19 protein-coding genes are annotated in these 18,172 nt (G+C 71.6%); 10 read left to right on the plus strand and 9 right to left on the minus strand.

Features of this window, described 5'->3' with window-relative positions; translation table 11 throughout:
• Positions 1-104: 104 nt before the first annotated feature.
• From ABZ707_RS30530 to ABZ707_RS30545, 4 genes are all read left to right on the plus strand, one after another.
• Positions 105-725 (plus strand): TetR/AcrR family transcriptional regulator, encoded by a 621-nt coding sequence (locus ABZ707_RS30530; RefSeq protein WP_360181160.1) that lies wholly within the window; start codon positions 105-107, stop codon positions 723-725.
• A 172-nt stretch (positions 726-897) separates the two neighbouring features.
• Positions 898-2,229 carry an MFS transporter gene (locus tag ABZ707_RS30535; protein WP_360181092.1) on the plus strand — a complete coding sequence of 444 codons (1,332 nt, stop codon included), beginning with the start codon at positions 898-900 and terminating at the stop codon, positions 2,227-2,229.
• 102 nt (positions 2,230-2,331) lie between these two features.
• Complete coding sequence (locus ABZ707_RS30540; RefSeq protein WP_360181095.1) at positions 2,332-2,619, plus strand: YiaA/YiaB family inner membrane protein; 288 nt, start codon at positions 2,332-2,334, stop codon at positions 2,617-2,619.
• A gap of 97 nt (positions 2,620-2,716) precedes the next feature.
• Positions 2,717-3,379, plus strand: coding sequence for a TetR/AcrR family transcriptional regulator (locus ABZ707_RS30545; RefSeq protein ID WP_360181098.1), 663 nt, complete (start codon positions 2,717-2,719; stop codon positions 3,377-3,379).
• Here the strand turns inward: ABZ707_RS30545 and ABZ707_RS30550 are convergent.
• Positions 3,370-3,834, minus strand: coding sequence for a MaoC family dehydratase (locus ABZ707_RS30550; protein ID WP_360181101.1), 465 nt, complete (start codon positions 3,832-3,834; stop codon positions 3,370-3,372). The genes ABZ707_RS30545 and ABZ707_RS30550 overlap by 10 nt on opposite strands.
• A 191-nt stretch (positions 3,835-4,025) precedes the next feature.
• On the opposite strand from ABZ707_RS30550, the gene soxR reads away from it, so the two are divergent.
• Entirely contained in the window at positions 4,026-4,508 is a 483-nt protein-coding gene (gene soxR, locus ABZ707_RS30555; protein ID WP_360181104.1) for a redox-sensitive transcriptional activator SoxR, read from the plus strand.
• 154 nt (positions 4,509-4,662) lie between these two features.
• Here the strand turns inward: soxR and ABZ707_RS30560 are convergent, their stop codons facing one another.
• Both ABZ707_RS30560 and ABZ707_RS30565 read right to left on the minus strand, forming a co-directional pair.
• Positions 4,663-5,274: a hypothetical protein gene (locus ABZ707_RS30560; protein WP_360181107.1), complete on the minus strand. Its 612-nt coding sequence runs from the start codon at positions 5,272-5,274 to the stop codon at positions 4,663-4,665.
• Between the two features lie 388 nt (positions 5,275-5,662).
• Positions 5,663-6,916 (minus strand): DUF1343 domain-containing protein, encoded by a 1,254-nt coding sequence (locus ABZ707_RS30565; RefSeq protein WP_360181110.1) that lies wholly within the window; start codon positions 6,914-6,916, stop codon positions 5,663-5,665.
• Positions 6,917-7,116: 200 nt separating this feature from the next.
• On the opposite strand from ABZ707_RS30565, the gene ABZ707_RS30570 reads away from it, so the two are divergent.
• The 3 genes from ABZ707_RS30570 to ABZ707_RS30580 are packed head-to-tail and all read left to right on the plus strand — an operon-like array spanning position 7,117 to position 10,185.
• Positions 7,117-7,881, plus strand: a complete 765-nt coding sequence (locus ABZ707_RS30570) for an SDR family oxidoreductase (protein WP_360181113.1) — start codon at positions 7,117-7,119, stop codon at positions 7,879-7,881.
• A complete protein-coding gene (locus tag ABZ707_RS30575; RefSeq protein ID WP_360181116.1) occupies positions 7,878-9,533 on the plus strand; it encodes an AMP-binding protein in 1,656 nt (551 codons plus the stop codon). Before ABZ707_RS30570 ends, ABZ707_RS30575 begins: the two co-directional genes overlap by 4 nt.
• A gap of 58 nt (positions 9,534-9,591) precedes the next feature.
• On the plus strand, positions 9,592-10,185 hold the full coding sequence (locus ABZ707_RS30580; protein WP_360181119.1) for a TetR/AcrR family transcriptional regulator: 594 nt from the start codon (positions 9,592-9,594) through the stop codon (positions 10,183-10,185).
• Between the two features lie 28 nt (positions 10,186-10,213).
• On the opposite strand, the gene ABZ707_RS30585 is transcribed toward ABZ707_RS30580, so the two are convergent.
• Complete coding sequence (locus tag ABZ707_RS30585) at positions 10,214-11,428, minus strand: acyl-CoA dehydrogenase family protein (protein WP_360181122.1); 1,215 nt, start codon at positions 11,426-11,428, stop codon at positions 10,214-10,216.
• A gap of 9 nt (positions 11,429-11,437) precedes the next feature.
• A complete protein-coding gene (locus tag ABZ707_RS30590; protein ID WP_360181125.1) occupies positions 11,438-12,460 on the minus strand; it encodes a phosphotransferase family protein in 1,023 nt (340 codons plus the stop codon).
• Positions 12,461-12,617: 157 nt separating this feature from the next.
• Here ABZ707_RS30590 and ABZ707_RS30595 point away from each other — a divergent pair, with 157 nt between their 5' ends.
• Positions 12,618-13,922 carry a glucarate dehydratase family protein gene (locus tag ABZ707_RS30595; protein ID WP_360181128.1) on the plus strand — a complete coding sequence of 435 codons (1,305 nt, stop codon included), beginning with the start codon at positions 12,618-12,620 and terminating at the stop codon, positions 13,920-13,922.
• Positions 13,923-13,982: 60 nt separating this feature from the next.
• Here ABZ707_RS30595 and ABZ707_RS30600 read toward each other — a convergent pair whose 3' ends face one another.
• The 4 genes from ABZ707_RS30600 to ABZ707_RS30615 form a co-directional block, all read right to left on the minus strand.
• Positions 13,983-14,894, minus strand: coding sequence for an MBL fold metallo-hydrolase (locus ABZ707_RS30600; protein WP_360181131.1), 912 nt, complete (start codon positions 14,892-14,894; stop codon positions 13,983-13,985).
• Positions 14,895-15,047: 153 nt separating this feature from the next.
• A complete protein-coding gene (locus tag ABZ707_RS30605) occupies positions 15,048-15,347 on the minus strand; it encodes a DUF202 domain-containing protein (RefSeq protein ID WP_360181134.1) in 300 nt (99 codons plus the stop codon).
• Between the two features lie 68 nt (positions 15,348-15,415).
• Complete coding sequence (locus ABZ707_RS30610; RefSeq protein WP_360181137.1) at positions 15,416-15,808, minus strand: DUF202 domain-containing protein; 393 nt, start codon at positions 15,806-15,808, stop codon at positions 15,416-15,418.
• Positions 15,809-15,818: 10 nt separating this feature from the next.
• Complete coding sequence (locus ABZ707_RS30615; protein WP_360181140.1) at positions 15,819-16,331, minus strand: NUDIX domain-containing protein; 513 nt, start codon at positions 16,329-16,331, stop codon at positions 15,819-15,821.
• Between the two features lie 126 nt (positions 16,332-16,457).
• Here ABZ707_RS30615 and ABZ707_RS30620 point away from each other — a divergent pair.
• The coding region (locus ABZ707_RS30620) for an FAD-binding dehydrogenase (protein ID WP_360181142.1) at positions 16,458-18,172 on the plus strand (1,715 nt) is incomplete at its 3' end.

An 18,172-nucleotide genomic window follows, 5' to 3' on the forward strand; every position in this document is an offset into this window, starting at 1 on the left:
CGTCAACGGCGCCGCGCGGCATCATGGAGTCCGTGCCACACGACCGTACGAACGCCGGGCCCTACGAGGCCGCCCGTCCCGATGCCGGCTCCGACGCCGGTGGTCTGCGCCGGGCGCCGGTGCAGCGGCGCAGCGCGGAGCGGCTCGCCCGGATACTGGACGCCTGCGCCGGACTCCTCGACGAGACGGGCTACGAGCGGCTCTCCACCCGCGCGGTCGCCGCCCGCGCCGGGGTCCCCATCGGCTCCGTCTACCGGTTCTTCGGCGACAAGCGCGCCATGGCGGAGGCGCTCGCCCGGCGCAATCTGGACAGCTATGCCGAGCGGATCACCCACCGGTTCACGGCACTCGACCCGCGCGACTGGCGCGGCGCCGTCGACGCCGTACTGGACGAATACCTCGCCATGAAGCGCACCGTGCCCGGCTTCGCCCTGATCGACTTCGGCGCGCAGTTCCTGTCCGGCACCCGGTCCCGGGACGCCCTCGGCCCGGCGGACGAGGGGGCCGATCCCAACCTCCGCGTCGCCGGACTGCTCACCGCTCTGCTCGCGGCCCATCTCGGCCGGGCACCCGACGCGACCCTGCACCGGACGGTCCTGGTCGCCGTCGAAGCAGCCGACGCGCTGCTCCGGCTCGCGTGCCGTACGGACGCGGCCGGCGATCCGGGGATCGTCAGGGAGACCAGGGAACTGCTGCGCGCCTATCTCGCCAGGACGCTCGACTGACCGGCCACGCGTAAGCGCGCCCGGTCGACCGGCCGGTGCTCTCTGACGGCTCCCGGCGGGATCCGTACTCCGGGACGTCGTGCTCAATGGCCCCCCCGAGCCCACCGCGCCTGTCCCCACCGCGTCCTGACCGGCCGTCGAGGGCGTCACCGGCACCGGTATGGTCGAGTACATGGCGAGAGGAGCCGCGCGCCCGGGGCGGGTGACCGCGATCCCGGCGGACCGGACGCCCGGCGGGCGGGGCTGGCTGCTCCGGCTGGTCATCGCCTTCTGCTGCGCCCAGGGCGCGGTGTCGATGGCGCGGCCGGCCGTCTCCTACCGGGCGCTCTCCATGGGCGCGGACGAGCAGGCGATCGGCGTGATCACCGCGGTGTACGCGCTGTTGCCGGTCTTCGCCGCCGTACCGCTCGGCCGCAGGACCGACCATGGACGCTGTGTCCCGCTGCTGGTGGCCGGGGTGGTCCTGATCTCCGGCGGATGCGCGCTCAGCGGTACGGCGGACTCGCTGCGGGCCCTGGCCGTCTGGAGCGCGGTGATGGGCCTCGGTCATCTCTGCTTCGTCATCGGCGCCCAGTCGATCGTCGCCCGCCGCAGCGCCCCCGCCGAACAGGACCGCGACTTCGGCCACTTCACCATCGGTGCCTCCCTCGGCCAGCTCGCCGGACCCGTCGCGGCCGGTCTGCTGGTCTCGGGCCGGGACGCCGAGATGGCCCGTACGAGCGCACTGGCCCTGCTTGTCTCCGCCGCCGCAGCAGCGGTCTCCTGCACCTCGCTCCGGGGGATCGAGCGGCCCGCCGTCTCCGCTCCGGCGGGCGGACGGCCGGTGAAGGTCCCTGTCCGGAGCATCCTGCGGACCAGGGGCGTGCCCGTCGGCATCTTCATCAGCCTGGCCGTGCTCTCCACCACGGACATCCTCACCGCCTATCTGCCGGTGCTGGGGGAGCGGCGCGGGATCGCGCCCACCACGATCGGACTGCTGCTCAGCCTGCGCGCCGCCGCGACCATCGCCTGCCGTCTGGTGATGACCCCGATGATCCGGTGGCTCGGCCGTACCGTCCTGCTCTCCGTGACCTGTCTGCTCGGCGGACTCCTCTGCGCGGGCCTCGCGTTGCCCGTGCCGGTGTGGGCGCTCGCGGTGACGCTCGGGGCGCTCGGCTTCTGTCTCGGTGCCGGTCAGCCGCTGTCGATGACGACCGTCGTACGGGCCGCTCCTCATGACGCCCGCTCCACCGCTCTCGCCCTGCGGCTCACCGGCAACCGGCTGGGGCAGGTCGCCGCGCCCGCCTCCGCCGGTCTGGCCGCGGGAGTCGCCGGCACCGGGGCGCCGTTCGTGATGCTCGGCGCGCTGCTGACGGCGGCGGCCGGCCTCGGTCTCCGGGGTCCGGCCGCCGCGCCACCGGAACGGGAGGCGGAACGGGAGACAGAGCCGGAGCCCGATACCCGGGCGGAGACGGCCGGTGTCCCGGAGCCCGGCCGGTCCGCCCCGGCCCGCGACCGCTCCTGAACCGGCCGCCGGGCCCGGCCGCCGGGATCGTCCCGGTCGTCTGAGTACCGACTGAGTACGGATGCGGATGTGGCCCGGATCACGGCGGCCGAAGCTGCTTGTATGACTGATTCTCCCGTCAAGCAGCAGAATACGGCCGCCTTCTACGGTCAGGCCGTCGCCTCCTTCGCCCTCGCGCTGGGCGCCGTGACCGTCGGGGTGCTCCGTCTTGACGCCGACGCGTGGGTGCGGGGCTTCCTCGGCATCGCGATCCTCTATCTGACGACCTCGGCGTTCACCCTGGCCAAAGTGGTCAGAGACCGGCAGGAGGCGGGGCAGATCGTCAGCCGTGTCGACCAGGCCCGGCTGGAGAAGATCCTCGCCGAGCACGACCCCTTCCAGAAGCTCTGACCAGGATCTCCCGCGCCGTCCGGGGACCGGACAAGCCCTAAGCGCTTGCTCAGGCTCGGGGTATGGTGTGCGTCCTGCCGAGTGGAAGGGGCGAGCGATGCGTACGGCGGAGCAGACGGCGGACGGCGAGAACACGCCCTGGGGCGAGGTCACCCCGGAGGCGGCCAGAAGGCTGCTCGTCGCCGCCGTCGAGGCGTTCGCCGAGCGCGGCTACCACGCCACCACCACCCGTGACATCGCCGGACGCGCGGGGATGAGCCCGGCGGCGCTCTACATCCATTACAAGACCAAGGAAGAACTGCTCCACCGCATCAGCAGGATCGGCCACGACCGGGCGCTGGAACTGCTGTCCGCCGCGGCGGACCGGGAGGGTACGGCGGCGGAGCGGCTCGCCGACGCCGTACGCTCCTTCGTCCGCTGGCACGCGGAGCGGCACACCACGGCGCGGGTCGTCCAGTACGAACTGGACGCGCTCGGCGAGGAGCACCGCGCGGAGATCGTCGAGCTGCGGCGGCGCACCGACGCGGTGGTGCGGCGCATCCTGGGCGACGGTGTCCGGGACGGGGAGTTCGACGTGCCCGATGTGCCGGGCACCACGCTCGCGGTGCTGTCGCTCTGCATCGATGTGGCGCGCTGGTTCAACACGGCCGGGCGCCGGACACCCGACGAGGTCGGCGCGCTCTACGCCGACCTCGTCCTGCGCATGGTCTCCGCCCCGCGAGGGCCCGGCGCGGCCCGGAAGCCCCGGGCTCAGAAGTAATAGCGGATCAGGGACTCGGCCACGCAGACCGGTTTGGCGCCGCCCTCGCGTTCGACCGTGACCAGCGCCGTGATCTGCACGCCGCCCTCGCCCGCCTCCGTGACCTCCTTCAGGACGACCGACGCGCGCAGCCGGGAGCCGACCGGCACGGGGGAGGGGAAACGGACCTTGTTGGCACCGTAGTTGATGCCCATCTTCGCGTTCTCCACCCGCAGGACCTGCGGTACGAGCACCGGCAGCAGCGACAGCGTGAGATAGCCGTGCGCGATCGTCGCCCCGAACGGGCCGGTTGCCGCGCGTGCGGGGTCCACATGGATCCACTGGTGGTCGCCGGTGGCGTCGGCGAAGAGGTCGATCCGTTTCTGGTCGATGTCCAGCCAGTCGCTGTGACCGAGCTGCTCACCGACTCCGGCGCGCAGTTCCTCGGCGGAGGTGAAGATTCTCGGCTCAGCCATGTCCCTGTTCCCTGCCTCTCGGGCCCGTGAAGCGTGCGAAAGCGCATGTCCAAGCGCTTGCTCAGGATGCTGGCGCGCGCGTTCTCATGTCAACGCGGACACCCACCGGCACGGGCTCAGCGCGTATGCCGGCACGGCCGTTGACGCGGACGCCCACCCGCTCGACGGGAGCGGACAGTAGGCTCTGGGAGGTGCCGCAGATTCCCGAGAAGATCCAAGAACTCACCGTCGGCCAGCTTTCGGCGCGCAGTGGCGCCGCCGTGTCGGCCCTGCATTTCTACGAGTCCAAGGGACTGATCAGAAGCCGCAGGACAAGTGGCAACCAGCGCCGCTACTGCCGGGACGCGCTCCGCCGTGTGGCCTTCGTCCGCGCCGCCCAGCGGGTGGGTATCCCGCTCGCGACGATCAGGGCCGCGCTCGCCGAACTCCCGGAGGAGCGCACCCCGACCCGCGACGACTGGGCCCGGCTCTCCGAAGCCTGGCGTTCAGAACTGGACGAGCGCATCAACCGGCTGGCCCGCCTGCGCGACCACCTGACGGACTGCATCGGCTGCGGCTGCCTCTCGCTCGAAACCTGCGTCCTGTCCAACCCGGACGATGTCTTCGGCGACCGTATGGCGGGGTCGAGCCTTCTTCCGGAACGCCGCGCCGGGAAGCGGACCGGGGCCTCCTGAGGCCGGCGGGCGGTCCCGCCGCGCGTGGTCGCCACCGGCCGCCGGGCCGCCGTCCCGTGCCCCGTTCCCAGAGGTCCGGGGCCTGCGGACGGGGAGCCGTGGCGGTGTCGACACCGCGGGGGCGCACCGTCGCCGGAGTCCGCCCCCGCAGGTCCTATGCCACTGACGCCAGTTCCTTCAGCCGTTCCCGCTTCGCCCGGTCCAGGGCCTCGGAGGTGAGAACGGGCTGCGGCACGACGATGCCACAGCCCATGCAGACCGGCCCGGACCACGGCTCGTTGGACAGATCCGGCCGCCAGACGATCCCACGCGCCGCGCACACCGGGCAGGCCGTGCCGGGGCCCGTCTCCAGCCCGGAGATCAGCCGGCGCAGCACCTCGGCGAGTGACTCCGACGGATGGACCGCCGGATCGTCGCACCGGGCGACGCCGTTGCCGCCCCAGGTCCGCCGGTGCCAGTCGTCGAAGCTCCCCGGGCGCCGCAGCCCGTCGTGCTTCTCGCGCTTGCGCCGTTCCGCGAACTCCACCTCGTACGCGAGCCATACGGCCCGCGCCTCCTCCAGTTCGTCCAGCGCGGCGGTCAGCCGTGCCGGATCGGGCGCCCTGTCCTCGGGCTCTATGCTGTGCCTCGCGCACAGATGATCCCAGGTCGCCCGGTGCCCATAAGGGGCAAACCGTTCCAGGCACTTGCGCAGTGAATACCGTCGCAAGGCCAGATCACATCGTGGATCGCGCACCTGTCTCGCAAGACTCCGGAATCCGGCCACCGTATGCCACCTCCGTCGCTGGTACTTCGGCGTTGTGGAATGGACGTACGCCTGCCCCATTCGGCTCCATCAAAAAACAATTGGCTGTGGCGAGCCGGGCATTTAGGTTGTTATCGAGCAAGATTCGAGTGGGATTCACAGGAAAATCCGTGGGGTGACCCGGAAAAGGTGACTCATGTTCATCTTCCTGGGGAGGCATGCCGTCGGTAACTTCCGCACGCCGGCCCCCCGAGGAGCATCCGTGCGACGACGCAATGGAAGACTCGCCGGCGCCACCGCCGCGTCGGTGTTCGCACCGGCGCGGCCCTGCCGACCCCACACTGCCTCGCACCGCTGACGGTGTGCCCCGCGCGCCGGACCGCCGTCCCGGGCGGTCCGGCCTCCGCGGTCAGCGGTAGCGCAGCCAGGAACGCCGTACGGCGCGGAACGCGGCGAGTTCGTCCTCCCAGGCCCCGACGACCTCGTCCGTTCCGGCGCCCGCGTCGATCATCGTGCGGACCCGCGCCGAGCCGGTCAGCTTGTCGATCCAGTTGTCGGAGCGCCAGGCGAACCCGCTCCAGGTGCGTTTCGCCGTCACCAGCAGCGCGATCCCGGTGCGTACCGGGTCGAAGGACTCCCGGTCGTGGACGTGCAGTTGGACGCCGCCGACCGTGACCCCCTCGAACTTGGAGAACGACGGCGCGAAGTACGCCTCGCGGAAGCGGACCCCCGGCAGCTCCAGCGCGTTGGCCGCCTCGGCCCACCGCCGGTCGATGCCCTCCGCCCCCAGCAGCTCGAAGGGCCGGGTCGTCCCGCGTCCCTCCGACAGATTCGTCCCCTCGAAGAGACAGGTGCCCGAGTAGACGAGCGCCGTGTCCGGCGTCGGCATGTTGGGGCTCGGCGGCACCCAGGGCAGCCCCGTGGCATCGAAGAAGTCCGAGCGGCGCCATCCCGACATCCGCACCGTCTCCAGCTCCACCGGCTTCGCCAGGAATTCGCCGTTGAAGAGCAGCGCCAGCTCGGTGACCGTCATGCCGTGCGCCTGGGCGATCGGCCGGCGCCCCACGAAGGTCGCGAACTCGGGGTGCAGGACAGGCCCGAGGGCCGCCCGCCCGGTGACCGGATTGGGCCGGTCCAGGACGACGAAGCGCTTGCCCGCGAGGGCCGCCGCCTCCATGCAGTCGTACAGCGTCCAGATGTAGGTGTAGAAGCGGGCGCCCGCGTCCTGGATGTCGAAGACGACGGTGTCGACGCCGGACGCGGTGAAGATGTCCGCGAGCGGCTGTCCGCTCTTGAGGTAGGTGTCGTAGACGGGCAGCCCGGTGGCCGGGTCGTCGTGGCGTCCCTCCGAGCCGCCGGCCTGGGCCGTGCCCCGGAAGCCGTGCTCGGGGCCGAAGACGGCGGTCAGGTCGACCCGGTCGTCGCCGTGCATCACATCGACGATGTGCCGTGCGTCCCGGGTGATCCCGGTCGGATTGGTGACGATCCCCACGCGCCGGCCGGACAGCAGCCGGTAGCCGTCGGCGGCGAGCCGGTCGAATCCGGTGCGGACACCCGCGCCGGGCCGTCCGCGCTCCGGGCGCGCCGCCGCGCGGGAGGCGGTCGCGGCCAGGGCCCCCAACGCGCCGCCGCCGGCCAGTACACCCCGTCTGGTCAGACTCATCCGGCCACCTCCGTGATCGCGCTACCTGTCATGCCCACGCACGTTAGTGCGGAACGGTCCACTGGACGAGAGCCCCACCGGCGGTTCGCCGCGCGCTCCTTTCTTTCCCGCTCCCTTCACTCGTAACATACCGACTGGTCAGTCTGTGGTCGTCGACAGTGCCGTCGGCCAGAACCGGCAGTCCGGAGAGGCGGGTCCCGATGAGCACGGTGGACGGCGCGGGTGTTGTGGTCACCGGGGCCGGTGGTGGCATCGGCGCCGCACTCGCCCGCAGATTCGCCGCCGAGGGCGCCCGAGTGGTGGTCAATGACCTCGACGCGGACAAGGCCGGGGCGGTCGCCGCGGAGATCGGCGCCGTCGCGGTCCCCGGCGACGCCTCCGTGATCGTCGACGCCGCCCGCGACGCGCTCGGCGGCAGCGTCGACATCTACTGCGCCAACGCCGGCCTCGGCTCACCCGGCGACGCGCTGGCCGGCGAGGACGTCTGGTCGGCTGCCTGGGACGTCAATGTGATGGCGCATGTGCGGGCCGTCCGGGCACTGCTCCCGGACTGGCTGGAGCGGGGCAGCGGCCGGTTTGTCTCCACCGTCTCCGCCGCCGGTCTGCTCACCATGATCGGCGCTGCTCCCTACAGCGTCACCAAGCACGCCGCGCTGGCCTACGCGGAGTGGCTCTCGCTGACCTACCGCCATCGCGGACTCAAGGTCCACGCGATCTGTCCGCAGGGTGTGCGTACGGACATGCTCACCGCCGCGGGCAGCGCCGGTGAGCTGGTCCTCAGCTCCACGGCCGTCGAGCCGGAGGTGGTCGCCGACGCGCTCTTCACCGCCATGGGGGAGGATCGCTTCCTGGTCCTGCCGCACCCCGAGGTGGCCGGCTTCCACCAGGCACGCGCCGCCGACCCCGACCGCTGGCTGGTCACGATGAACCGCATTCAGCAGAAGTGGGAGGGGATCGCGGAATGACCGGTTCGCTCTACGCGGCCAGACCCTGGCTCGCGCAGCTCAGCGAGGCCCAGCGGGCTCCTCTCGACCCGCCGGCCTCCGTGGTGCACGCGTTCCGCGCCGCCGTGGCCAGGGCTCCCGGGCATCCCGCGCTCGCCTACTTCGACGCCCGGATCGGCTACCGGGAGGCCGACGAACTGTCCGACTCCGTGGCCGGTCATCTCGCCGGCCGGGGACTGAGGCGCGGCGACCGGGTCGCGATCATGCTCCAGAACAGCCCGCACTTCGTCCTCGCGCTGCTCGGCGCCTGGAAGGCGGGCGCGATCGTCGTACCGGTCAACCCCATGTACAAGTCCGCCGAGGCCGCCCATGTGCTGGCCGACGCCGGGGTGACGGCGCTGATCTGCGCGGACCGCGCCTGGGAGGCGTATCTGCGCGGGACGGCCGCGGCCTCGGCCGTACGGATCGTCCTCACGGCCTGCGAGCTGGACTTCCAGACCCGCGACGACCCGCGCGTCCTCGGCTTCGAGCGCCTCCCGGTGCCCCCGGACACCGACGACCTGCTGGCCGTCGCCCGCCGGGGGCTGCCCGCGCCCGCCGGGGCGGACCCAGCGCCCACCGATGTGGCGCTGATCAGCTACACGTCCGGTACGAGCGGCAGGCCCAAGGGCGCCATGAACTCCCACGGCAACATCATGGTCAACGCCGAGCGGCAGCGCGCCGGTCACGCGCTGGCGCCGGGATCCTGCTACTTCGCGCTCGCGCCGCTCTTCCACATCACCGGCCTGGTCTGCGAACTGGCCGCGTGCGTCGCCAACGCGGGCACCCTCGCCCTCGCCCACCGCTTCGAGGCCGGTGTGGTGCTCGACGCCTTCGTCGAACACCGTCCCGCGTACACCGTCGGCCCCTCCACCGCCTTCATGGCGCTCGCGGCCCACCCGGATGTCACCCGGGACCACTTCCGTTCGTTCCGGATCATCTCCTCGGGGGGCGCCCCGCTGCCGCCCGCGCTGGTCGAGCGGTTCCGTACGGCCCTCGGCCCGTACATCCGCAACGGCTACGGCCTCACCGAGTGCACCGCGCCCTGCGCCGCCGTGCCACCGGGGAAGGAGGCGCCGGTCGACCCGGTCTCCGGCACCCTCTCCGTCGGTGTGCCGGGAGCCGACACGGTCGTCCGGATCATCAATGAGAAGGGCGAGGAGCTGCCCTTCGGCGAGCAGGGCGAGATCGCCGTACGCGGCCCGCAGGTGGTGTCCGGCTACTGGCGGCTGCCCCGGGCCACCGCCGAGACCTTCCCCGGCGGCGAGCTGCGCACCGGCGACATCGGCTTCATGGACCCGGACGGCTGGCTCTATGTCGTCGACCGCAAGAAGGACATGATCAACGCCTCGGGCTTCAAGGTGTGGCCCCGCGAGGTGGAGGACGTGCTCTACACGCATCCGGCGGTGCGCGAGGCGGCGGTGGTCGGCGTCCCCGACGCCTACCGCGGCGAGAGCGTGAAGGCGTATGTGAGTCTGCGTCCCGGCGCCGTCGTGGACCCCGGCGAACTGGGCGCCTACTGCAAGGACCGGCTGGCCGCGTACAAGTACCCGCGCGAGGTCGAGATCCTGCCCGAGCTGCCCAAAACCACTAGTGGGAAGATCCTCAGGCGGGAACTGCGTTCCCAACCATGAAGGACGCGCGCACGGCGACGCGCGCGAACGGCACGGAGCGAAGGGCGGGTGACGGCACATGGCCAGAACAACGGACGGGAGCGGCGTCCCCGTCCCCCAGCGGCTGCTGGCCGCCGCCACCCGGCTCTTCGCGGAGCGCGGCTACGACCGCACCTCCGTCCAGGAGATCGTCGAGGCGGCGGGCGTCACCAAGGGCGCGCTGTACCACTACTTCGGCTCCAAGGAAGACCTGCTCCAGGAGGTCTACGCTCGTGTCCTGCGCCTTCAGCAGGAGCGCCTCGACGCCTTCGCGGACGCGGACGAGCCGGTGGCACGGCGGCTGCGGGCCGCAGCCGCCGATGTCGTCGTCACGACGATCGAGAACCTCGACGACGCCGCGATCTTCTTCCGTTCGATGCACCATCTCAGCCCCGAGAAGAACAAGCAGGTACGGGCCGAACGCCGCCGCTACCACGAGCGGTTCCGCGCGCTGATCGAGGAGGGCCAGCGCAGCGGCGTCTTCTCCCCCTCGACCCCGGCCGACCTGGTGGTGGACTACCACTTCGGCTCGGTCCACCACCTCTCGACGTGGTACCGCCCGGACGGCTCGCTGAGCCCGCAGCAGGTGGCGGACCACCTCGCGGATCTGCTGCTGCGAGCGCTGCGTCCGTAGGGCCTGCTGGAGAGCGGGCCCTGTCCGCTCAGAGGTACTTCTTCAGCTCCCGCCGGGCCAGCGAGCGCTGGTGCACCTCGTCGGGACCGTCCGCCAGCCGCAGGGTCCGGGCCGCGGCCCACAGCTCGGCCAGCGGGAAGTCCTGGCTGACCCCGCCCGCGCCGTGGAGCTGGACGGCCCGGTCGAGGAGGTCGACAACGGCGCGCGGAGTGGCGATCTTGATGGCCTGGATCTCCGTGTGCGCGCCGCGGTTGCCCGCCGTGTCCATCAGCCACGCCGTCTTCAGGACGAGCAGCCGAAGCTGCTCGACCGTCACCCGGGCGTCCGCGATCCAGTTCCGCACCACACCCTGCTCCGCGAGCGGACGGCCGAACGCCGTGCGGGAGACGGCCCGCCGGCACATCAGCTCGATCGCCCGCTCGGCCATGCCGATCAGCCGCATGCAGTGGTGGATCCGGCCGGGACCGAGCCGGGCCTGGGCGATCGCGAAGCCGCCGCCCTCCTCGCCGATCAGATTCGCCGCGCTCACCCTGACCCGGTCGAACACGACCTCGGCGTGCCCGCCGTGGTGATGGTCCTCGTAGCCGTACACCCGCATGGCGCGGCGGACTTCGAGACCCGGGGTGTCGCGCGGGACCAGGATCATCGACTGTTGGCGCCGGAGGTCCGCGCCGTCCGGGTCGGTCTTGCCCATCACGATGAAGATCTTGCAGTCCGGGTTCATCGCCCCGGAGATGTACCACTTGCGGCCGTCGATGACATAGTCGTCGCCGTCGCGCCGGATCCGCGTCCTGATGTTCGTCGCGTCCGAGGAGGCCACCTCGGGCTCGGTCATCGCGAAAGCCGACCGGATCTCCCCGGAGAGCAGCGGTTCGAGCCACTGCTCGCGCTGTTCCCCGGTGCCGAACTGGGCGAGCACTTCCATGTTCCCGGTGTCGGGCGCCGCGCAGTTCAGCGCGGTGGGCGCGAGCTGCGGCGAGCGGCCGGTGATCTCGGCGAGCGGCGCGTACTGGAGATTGCTCAGCCCGGCGCCGTACCGAGGGTCCGGGAGGAAGAGATTCCACAGGCCCCGCTCGCGTGCCTCGGCCTTGAGCTCCGCGACGATCTCCGGGGTGTCCCACGGGTCGGCGAGCCGGGCCCGCTGTTCCTCGGCGACGGCCTCGGCCGGATGCACCCGCTCCTCCATGAAGGCGTGCAGCCTCGTCCTCAGCTCTTCGGTGCGGGAGTCGAAAGCGAAGTCCATGAGGGGGGATCAGCCTTCCTGGAGGGTGGTCAGGCCGTGCCGGATGAAGACGGGAACGAGATCGCCGATCCGGTCGAAGCCGGGGCCGACGGTCTGTCCCAGGGTGAAGCGGTGGTGGATGCCCTCCAGGATCACCGCGAGCTTGAACCAGGCGAACGCCGTGTACCAGGCGATGGCTGTGGTGTCCCGGCCCGAGCGGGCCGCGTACCGCTCGATCAGCTCGCCGGGCGCGGGATGGCCCGCCGCGCCCGCCGTCGTGCTGACCGGAGAGGGCGCCGGCTCCAGCCGGGCGCTGTACATCACCAGCAGCCCCAGATCCGTCAGCGGATCACCGAGGGTGGACATCTCCCAGTCGAGCACCGCCCTGATCCGGTCGTCCTCGCCGAGCAGGACATTGTCGAGCCGGTAGTCACCATGGACCACGGTGGGCGCGGGGGAGACCGGCAGCGCACGCGCCAGGGCCATGTGCAGCTCGTCGATGCCGGCCAGCTCACGACCGCGGGAGGCGTCGAGCTGCTTGCCCCAGCGGCGGAGCTGACGGTCCAGAAAACCGTCGGGACGGCCGAAGTCGCCCAGACCGACCGCCGCCGGGTCGACCGCGTGCAGCTCGACAAGCGTGTCGAGCAGCGCGAGGACCGCGGCGCGGGTGCGCCCCGGCCCGAGCGGGGCGAGTTGTTCGGCCGTGCGGTACGGCGTGCCCTCCACATACTCCATGACATAGAACGGGGCGCCGAGGACGGTCTCGTCCTCGCAGAGCAGCAGGGTCCCGGGGACCGGCACGGCCGTCGGACGCAGCGCCCTGATCACGCGGTACTCCCGCCGCATGTCATGGGCGGTGGCCAGCACATGGCCCAGCGGGGGCCTGCGGACCACCCAGCGCCCCGCGCCGTCGCTGACGCGGTAGGTCAGATTCGACCGGCCGCCCTCGATCAGACGCGCGTCGAGCGGTCCGCTCACCAGGCCGGGACACACGCGGTCGAGATGGCCGCGCAGCCGCTCGGGATCGAGTCCTGGCGGCGGGTCTGGGCTCATCGTGCGTACCTCCGTCGGTGGCCGTACAGCCGGACGCTGTTCATGATGCCGACCAGTCGGTATGCAGTCCAGTCCCCGCCCGCGCCGCCGGGCAGTGTCCGCGCCCGTCCCCGGGGGGCTCTGGTGTCACGGCCGTATCGCTGAATAGAGTTCACGTATGAATACCGCGCTGCTCATCGACGAGGTCAGGCTCACTCCGATCCTCATAGCCGATCCGCCGCTGCTCAACACGCAGGGCGTCCACCAGCCGTACACGCCACGGCTCATCGTGGAAGTCGTCACGCGTGGTGGCGTCACCGGCATCGGTGAGACATACGGCGACGGGAAGTACCTGGATCTCGCCCGCCCGCTGGCCGAGGCGCTGCCGGGCCGGCCGGTCAGCGATGTGAACGGACTCTTCGCCCTGGCGAGCGAGGTGTGCGGCGACTCACGCGGCCCGGCCGAACAGGCCGACGCGGGGCGGGTGGACGCCGGCGGGCTGCGCGGTGTGCAGACCGCCGACAAGCTCCGTCTCTCCGTCGTCTCCGGCTTCGAGGTCGCCTGTCTGGACGCCCTCGGCAGGACACTCGGCCTGCCGGTGCACGCGCTGCTCGGTGGCAAGGTCCGCGACTCGGTGGAGTACAGCGCCTATCTCTTCTACCGCTGGGCCGAGCACCCGGACACCGGCGAGAAGGACGACTGGGGCGCGGCCCTCGACCCGGCGGGCATCGTCGCCCAGGCCCGGCGCTTCGTCCGCGACCACGGCTTCTCGTCGTTCAAGCTCAAGGGCGGTGTGTTCGAGCCCGAGCAGGAGATCGCCGCGGTCCGGGCACTCGCGGAGGCGTTCCCGGGCCGGCCGCTGCGGCTCGACCCCAATGGCGCCTGGTCCGTGCCGACTTCCCTGCGCGTCGCCGAAGAGCTGGCCGGTGTCCTCGAATACCTGGAGGACCCGGCGAGCGGTACGGAGCTGATGGCTGAGGTGTCCGCCGGTACGTCCGTGCCCCTGGCCACCAATATGTGCGTGACCACCGTGCCCGAGATCGCGGAGGCGTTCTCCCGTGACGCCGTCCAGGTGGTGCTCTCGGACCACCACTACTGGGGCGGACTGCACCGGACACGTGAACTCGCCGCGGTCTGCCGCGCCTTCGGTGTCGGCCTGTCCATGCACTCCAACACCCATCTCGGCATCAGCCTGGCCGCGATGACCCAGGTCGCCGCGACCGTCCCCAACCTCGACTACGCCTGCGACAGCCACTATCCGTGGCAGACCGAGGACGTCATCACCGCCCGGCACACCTTCCGGGACGGGCGGCTCGACGTGTCCGACGCGCCGGGACTCGGGGTCGAACTCGACCGGGAGAAACTCGCCGTGCTCCACCGGCGCTGGCTCGACGACGACGGCGCGATGCGGGAGCGCGACGACGCCGCCGCGATGCGGAAGGCCGACGCGGCCTGGACGACGCCGTCGATCCCGCGCTGGTGAGCGCACTGACGCACCGTCATATTCGGTGCGTGTGTTCGGTGTCCGGCGTGTCCGGGCGTGTCAGGCGTGACAGGCCACGGGCACGCCGCCGTTCATCACCGCCATGTCGGTGAACACGGCGACGGCGTCCAGCGGTGAGCCGTCCGGCTCTCCGTCCAGCTCGGCGTACGCACGATGCAGATTGGCCACCAGCCGCTCGCTCTCGCGCAGCTTCGCGAACTCGCCGAGATCGGCCCGGCGCGCGGCCTCCAGCGGAGTGAGCCCCCCGGCGTGGCCCTCCTTGGCCACCTCGGTGACATACCGCAGATAGCGTTCCGTCGTGTCGTACGCCGACGGGTCGGTGATCGGTCCATGGCCCGGTACGACGGTGGTCGCGTCCAGCGAGCGCAGCAGCTCCAGCGCCCGCAGCGATCCGGCCAGCGAGCCCATCGGAACGAACGGCGTACCGCCCTCGAAGACCAGATCGCCGGTGAAGACGATCCCCTGCTCCGGCAGATGCACGATCGAGTCGCCGATGGTGTGCGCCGCGCCCGGGTGGATGACCCGCACCTCGATCGCACCGACATGCAGGGTGAGCCGGTCGTTGTAGGTGAGGGTCGGAGCGGTGATGTGGATATCGCCGAAGTCGGTGCCCGGCCACACCTGATGGAGCTGACGGCCCGCCGCGAACTGCTCACTGCGGCAGGCGTCATGGCCGATCACAGTGGCCTCCGGCACAAACACACTGTTGCCATAGGTGTGATCGCCGTGGTGGTGCGTATTGACCACAGTGCGCGGCAGCGGCACACCGGCCGCCACGATCGCCTCGCGCAGCAGCAGGGTCCGCCGCTCGGTCGCCGTGGTGTCGACCAGCAGTGTCGACTCGCCGTCACTGATGAAACCGGCGTTGTTCAGACACCAGCCACCGTCCGGCTGGACATAGGCATGGACCTCCGGCGTGAGCCGGACGGTGTACGGATCCGTGGCAGGCATCGGGATTCTCCCAGGTCAGGACAGGATGTATGTCCCGAGCCTGCCAGTTGGCCGCGGGCCGGGCAAAGGCGGGGTCCGGCGGACAGGAAGCCCGCGGCGCCGCCGCCACGGAGGGTCCCGGGCGATCACGCCAGGGTGATCACATCAGGTTGATCACACCAGCACGGTGACCGCGAACAGGGCCAGCAGTACGGTGCAGCCCGCCGTGGCCGCCACCGCACACGGCGACAGCGGCCGGGGCCGGACAGCGGCCAGCGCCAGGGCGCGCCGGTGCGCCACGGCCAGAAAGGCCAGCCAGACCAGGGCGCTCAGAGCGGACGCGACCACACCGACCGCCGTACCTCCCGCGTGCACCGCCTGCCGGGCGGCGAGCACGGTCACCACGGTCAGCGCGAGCGTCGTACGCCGCCAGGCCAGCCAGGTCCGCTCGGGCTGGAGCCCGGGGTCCCGCACGGGGCGGGGCGGATCCTCCCCGGCACGCGGGCCTCCCAGGCCGTCCGGACCCCGGCCCGCCCCGGCCGTCACCCGGCCCGGCCCAGCACCACGACCACCAGCATCGCCACCGCGACCAGCCCCACCACCAGGCTCAGCAGCGCCGGAAAACGGGACACGGGCAGATCCTCGCCCCGTCGCATCGCGCGCTCGCAGCGCACCCAGTGGTTGACCGCTCGCAGCGCGCACAGCGCGCCGGCCGCGAGCAGCGCCACCGCGAGACCGACCCGTACCCCCCAGCGCAGGTCAGGCAGGAACTGATCGACCGCGAAGCCGCCTCCGACCAGTGCGAGCGCGGTCCGGATCCACGCCAGAAAGGTGCGCTCATTGGCCAGCGAGAACCGGTAGTCGGGGGTCTGGCCCTCGTCGCCGACGCGCTGCGGCGCGAGCCACAGGCGCAGCGAGCGGACAAAGTCGGTCACCACCCGCACCCTACGCGTGAAACGCTTTCAGCCGCTCGTACGCCGCGAGCCCGTCCGGCACCCACTCCCACGCGCCGAGCCGCCGCTCCAGCTCCGCCACCGGCAGAAAGGCATGCCAGGCGACCTCCTCCGGCTGCGGGTCCACCGGCAGCGCGCACCGGATCTCGTACACGTACGACCACCAGCTCTGCCCGCCGTCCGGCGACTCGTACAGGAACGGGAAGAGCGGTACGGGACGGGGCAGTCCCGACACTCCGAGCTCCTCCTCCGCCTCCCGCAGCGCCGCCTCGTCATAGCTCTCGCCCGCGCCGACCACACCGCCCACGAACATGTCGTACAGGGACGGGAAGACCAGCTTGACGTCCGTCCTGCGATGGACGAAGACCCGGTCCTCGGGGTCGCGCGCGAGGACGAAGACACAGCGGTGGCGCAGCACCCTCGCGTAGACCTCCCCACGGGGCGCCTGCCCGACCACACGGTCGTTCTCGTCGACGATGTCCAGGATCTCGTCTGCCGCACTCATGTCCGCCATCCAATCAGGCGGCCCCCGGCGGCACCCGCAGGAGGCGCTTGGTGCCGGACTGTTGACTCGTTACTCGCGCGTACCGAAGATCGGACCACGCACTCGCCCGGTGAAGGACGGAAGCCCATGGCGTACGACGCTGATGTGATCGTGATCGGGGCGGGTCTCTCCGGCCTGGTCGCCACCGCGGAACTGGCCGACGCGGGGCGCTCCGTCATCCTCCTCGACCAGGAGCCCGAGCAGTCCTTCGGCGGACAGGCACACTGGTCCTTCGGCGGCCTCTTCTTCGTGGACTCGCCCGAGCAGCGCCGTATGCGGGTCAGGGACAGCCGGGAACTGGCCCTTCAAGACTGGCTGGGCACGGCGGGCTTCGACCGTCCCGAGGACCACTGGCCGCGCGAATGGGCCGAGGCGTACGTCGACTTCGCGGCGGGCGAGAAGCGCGCCTGGCTGCACCGGCAGGGCATGCGCTTCTTCCCGGTGGTGGGCTGGGCGGAGCGCGGCGGGTACGACGCCACCGGCCACGGCAATTCCGTGCCGCGCTTCCACATCACCTGGGGCACCGGACCGGGGGTGGTCGCACCGTTCGAACGGCGGGTGCGCGAGGGCGTCGCCAAGGGCCTCGTGTCGTTACGCTTCCGGCACCGGGTCACCGGTCTCGGCAACTCCGCAGGCGCCGTCGACACCGTCAGCGGCGAGGTACTGCGGCCGAGCGCCGCCGAACGCGGCACCGCGAGCAGCAGGGCGGTCACCGGGGCCTTCGAACTCCGGGCGCAGGCCGTGATCGTCACCTCCGGCGGCATCGGAGGCAATCACGATCTGGTGCGCGCCCAGTGGCCCGAGCGGCTCGGCGCTCCGCCGCGCAAGATGCTCACGGGAGTGCCCGCGCACGTCGACGGTCTGATGCTCGGCATCACCGAGGCGGCCGGTGCCCACCACATCAACCGGGACCGGATGTGGCACTACACCGAGGGCATCGAGAACTGGAACCCCGTCTGGACCGGCCACGGCATCCGCATCCTGCCGGGCCCGTCCTCGCTCTGGCTCGACGCGCGCGGCCGGCGGCTGCCGGTGCCGCTCTTCCCGGGCTTCGACACGCTCGGGACGCTGGAACACATCATGAGAACCGGCTACGACCACACCTGGTTCGTTCTCGACCAGCGCATCATCGGCAAGGAGTTCGCCCTCTCGGGGTCCGAGCAGAATCCGGATCTGACGGGCAAGTCCGTCCGCGACGTGATCGCCAGGGCGCGCGCCGACGTACCGGGACCGGTCAGGGCGTTCATGGACAAGGGTGCGGACTTCGTCGTGGAGAAGGAGCTGGGCGCGCTCGTTCGCGGAATGAACGCGCTCACCGGCGAGCCGCTGATCGACGAGGCCGCGCTGCGGCGTGAAATCACCGCGCGCGACCGGGAGACGGCCAATCCCTTCACCAAGGATCTCCAGGTCACGGCGATCAGGGGAGCCCGGAAGTATCTGGGCGACAGGCTGATCCGCACGGTCGCCCCGCACCGCATCCTCGACCCGGGCGCCGGTCCGCTGATCGCCGTACGGCTGAACATCCTCACTCGCAAGTCGCTCGGCGGCCTGGAGACCGACCTGTCCTCCCGCGTCCTCACCGAGGCCGGCGACCCGCTGCCCGGGGTCTACGCGGCGGGCGAGGCGGCCGGCTTCGGCGGCGGAGGCATGCACGGCTACCGCTCCCTGGAGGGCACGTTCCTGGGCGGCTGTATCTTCTCGGGCCGTGGAAGGAGCGCGAGCCCGTCGTACGCGGGCGGCTCCCCCCCGTCCGTGACGGAACGTCCCCCGGCGGTCCATACGACGGTGCGCCTCGCGGGGTC

This window comes from Streptomyces sp. NPDC006923, assembly GCF_040635655.1.
In the GTDB taxonomy this organism is placed as follows: Bacteria; Actinomycetota; Actinomycetes; order Streptomycetales; family Streptomycetaceae; genus Streptomyces.

Bases quoted from the DNA above. Each gene is read 5' to 3' on its own strand.
- ABZ707_RS30585 (WP_360181122.1), bottom strand. From the start codon at position 11,428: ATGGACTTCGCTTTCGACTCCCGCACCGAAGAGCTGAGGACGAGGCTG.
- ABZ707_RS30550 (WP_360181101.1), bottom strand. From the start codon at position 3,834: ATGGCTGAGCCGAGAATCTTCACCTCCGCCGAGGAACTGCGCGCCGGA.
- ABZ707_RS30590 (WP_360181125.1), bottom strand. From the start codon at position 12,460: ATGAGCCCAGACCCGCCGCCAGGACTCGATCCCGAGCGGCTGCGCGGC.
- ABZ707_RS30540 (WP_360181095.1), top strand. From the start codon at position 2,332: ATGACTGATTCTCCCGTCAAGCAGCAGAATACGGCCGCCTTCTACGGT.
- ABZ707_RS30575 (WP_360181116.1), top strand. From the start codon at position 7,878: ATGACCGGTTCGCTCTACGCGGCCAGACCCTGGCTCGCGCAGCTCAGC.
- ABZ707_RS30580 (WP_360181119.1), top strand. From the start codon at position 9,592: ATGGCCAGAACAACGGACGGGAGCGGCGTCCCCGTCCCCCAGCGGCTG.
- ABZ707_RS30570 (WP_360181113.1), top strand. From the start codon at position 7,117: ATGAGCACGGTGGACGGCGCGGGTGTTGTGGTCACCGGGGCCGGTGGT.
- ABZ707_RS30535 (WP_360181092.1), top strand. From the start codon at position 898: ATGGCGAGAGGAGCCGCGCGCCCGGGGCGGGTGACCGCGATCCCGGCG.
- ABZ707_RS30600 (WP_360181131.1), bottom strand. From the start codon at position 14,894: ATGCCTGCCACGGATCCGTACACCGTCCGGCTCACGCCGGAGGTCCAT.
- ABZ707_RS30615 (WP_360181140.1), bottom strand. From the start codon at position 16,331: ATGAGTGCGGCAGACGAGATCCTGGACATCGTCGACGAGAACGACCGT.
- ABZ707_RS30565 (WP_360181110.1), bottom strand. From the start codon at position 6,916: ATGAGTCTGACCAGACGGGGTGTACTGGCCGGCGGCGGCGCGTTGGGG.
- ABZ707_RS30595 (WP_360181128.1), top strand. From the start codon at position 12,618: ATGAATACCGCGCTGCTCATCGACGAGGTCAGGCTCACTCCGATCCTC.
- ABZ707_RS30545 (WP_360181098.1), top strand. From the start codon at position 2,717: ATGCGTACGGCGGAGCAGACGGCGGACGGCGAGAACACGCCCTGGGGC.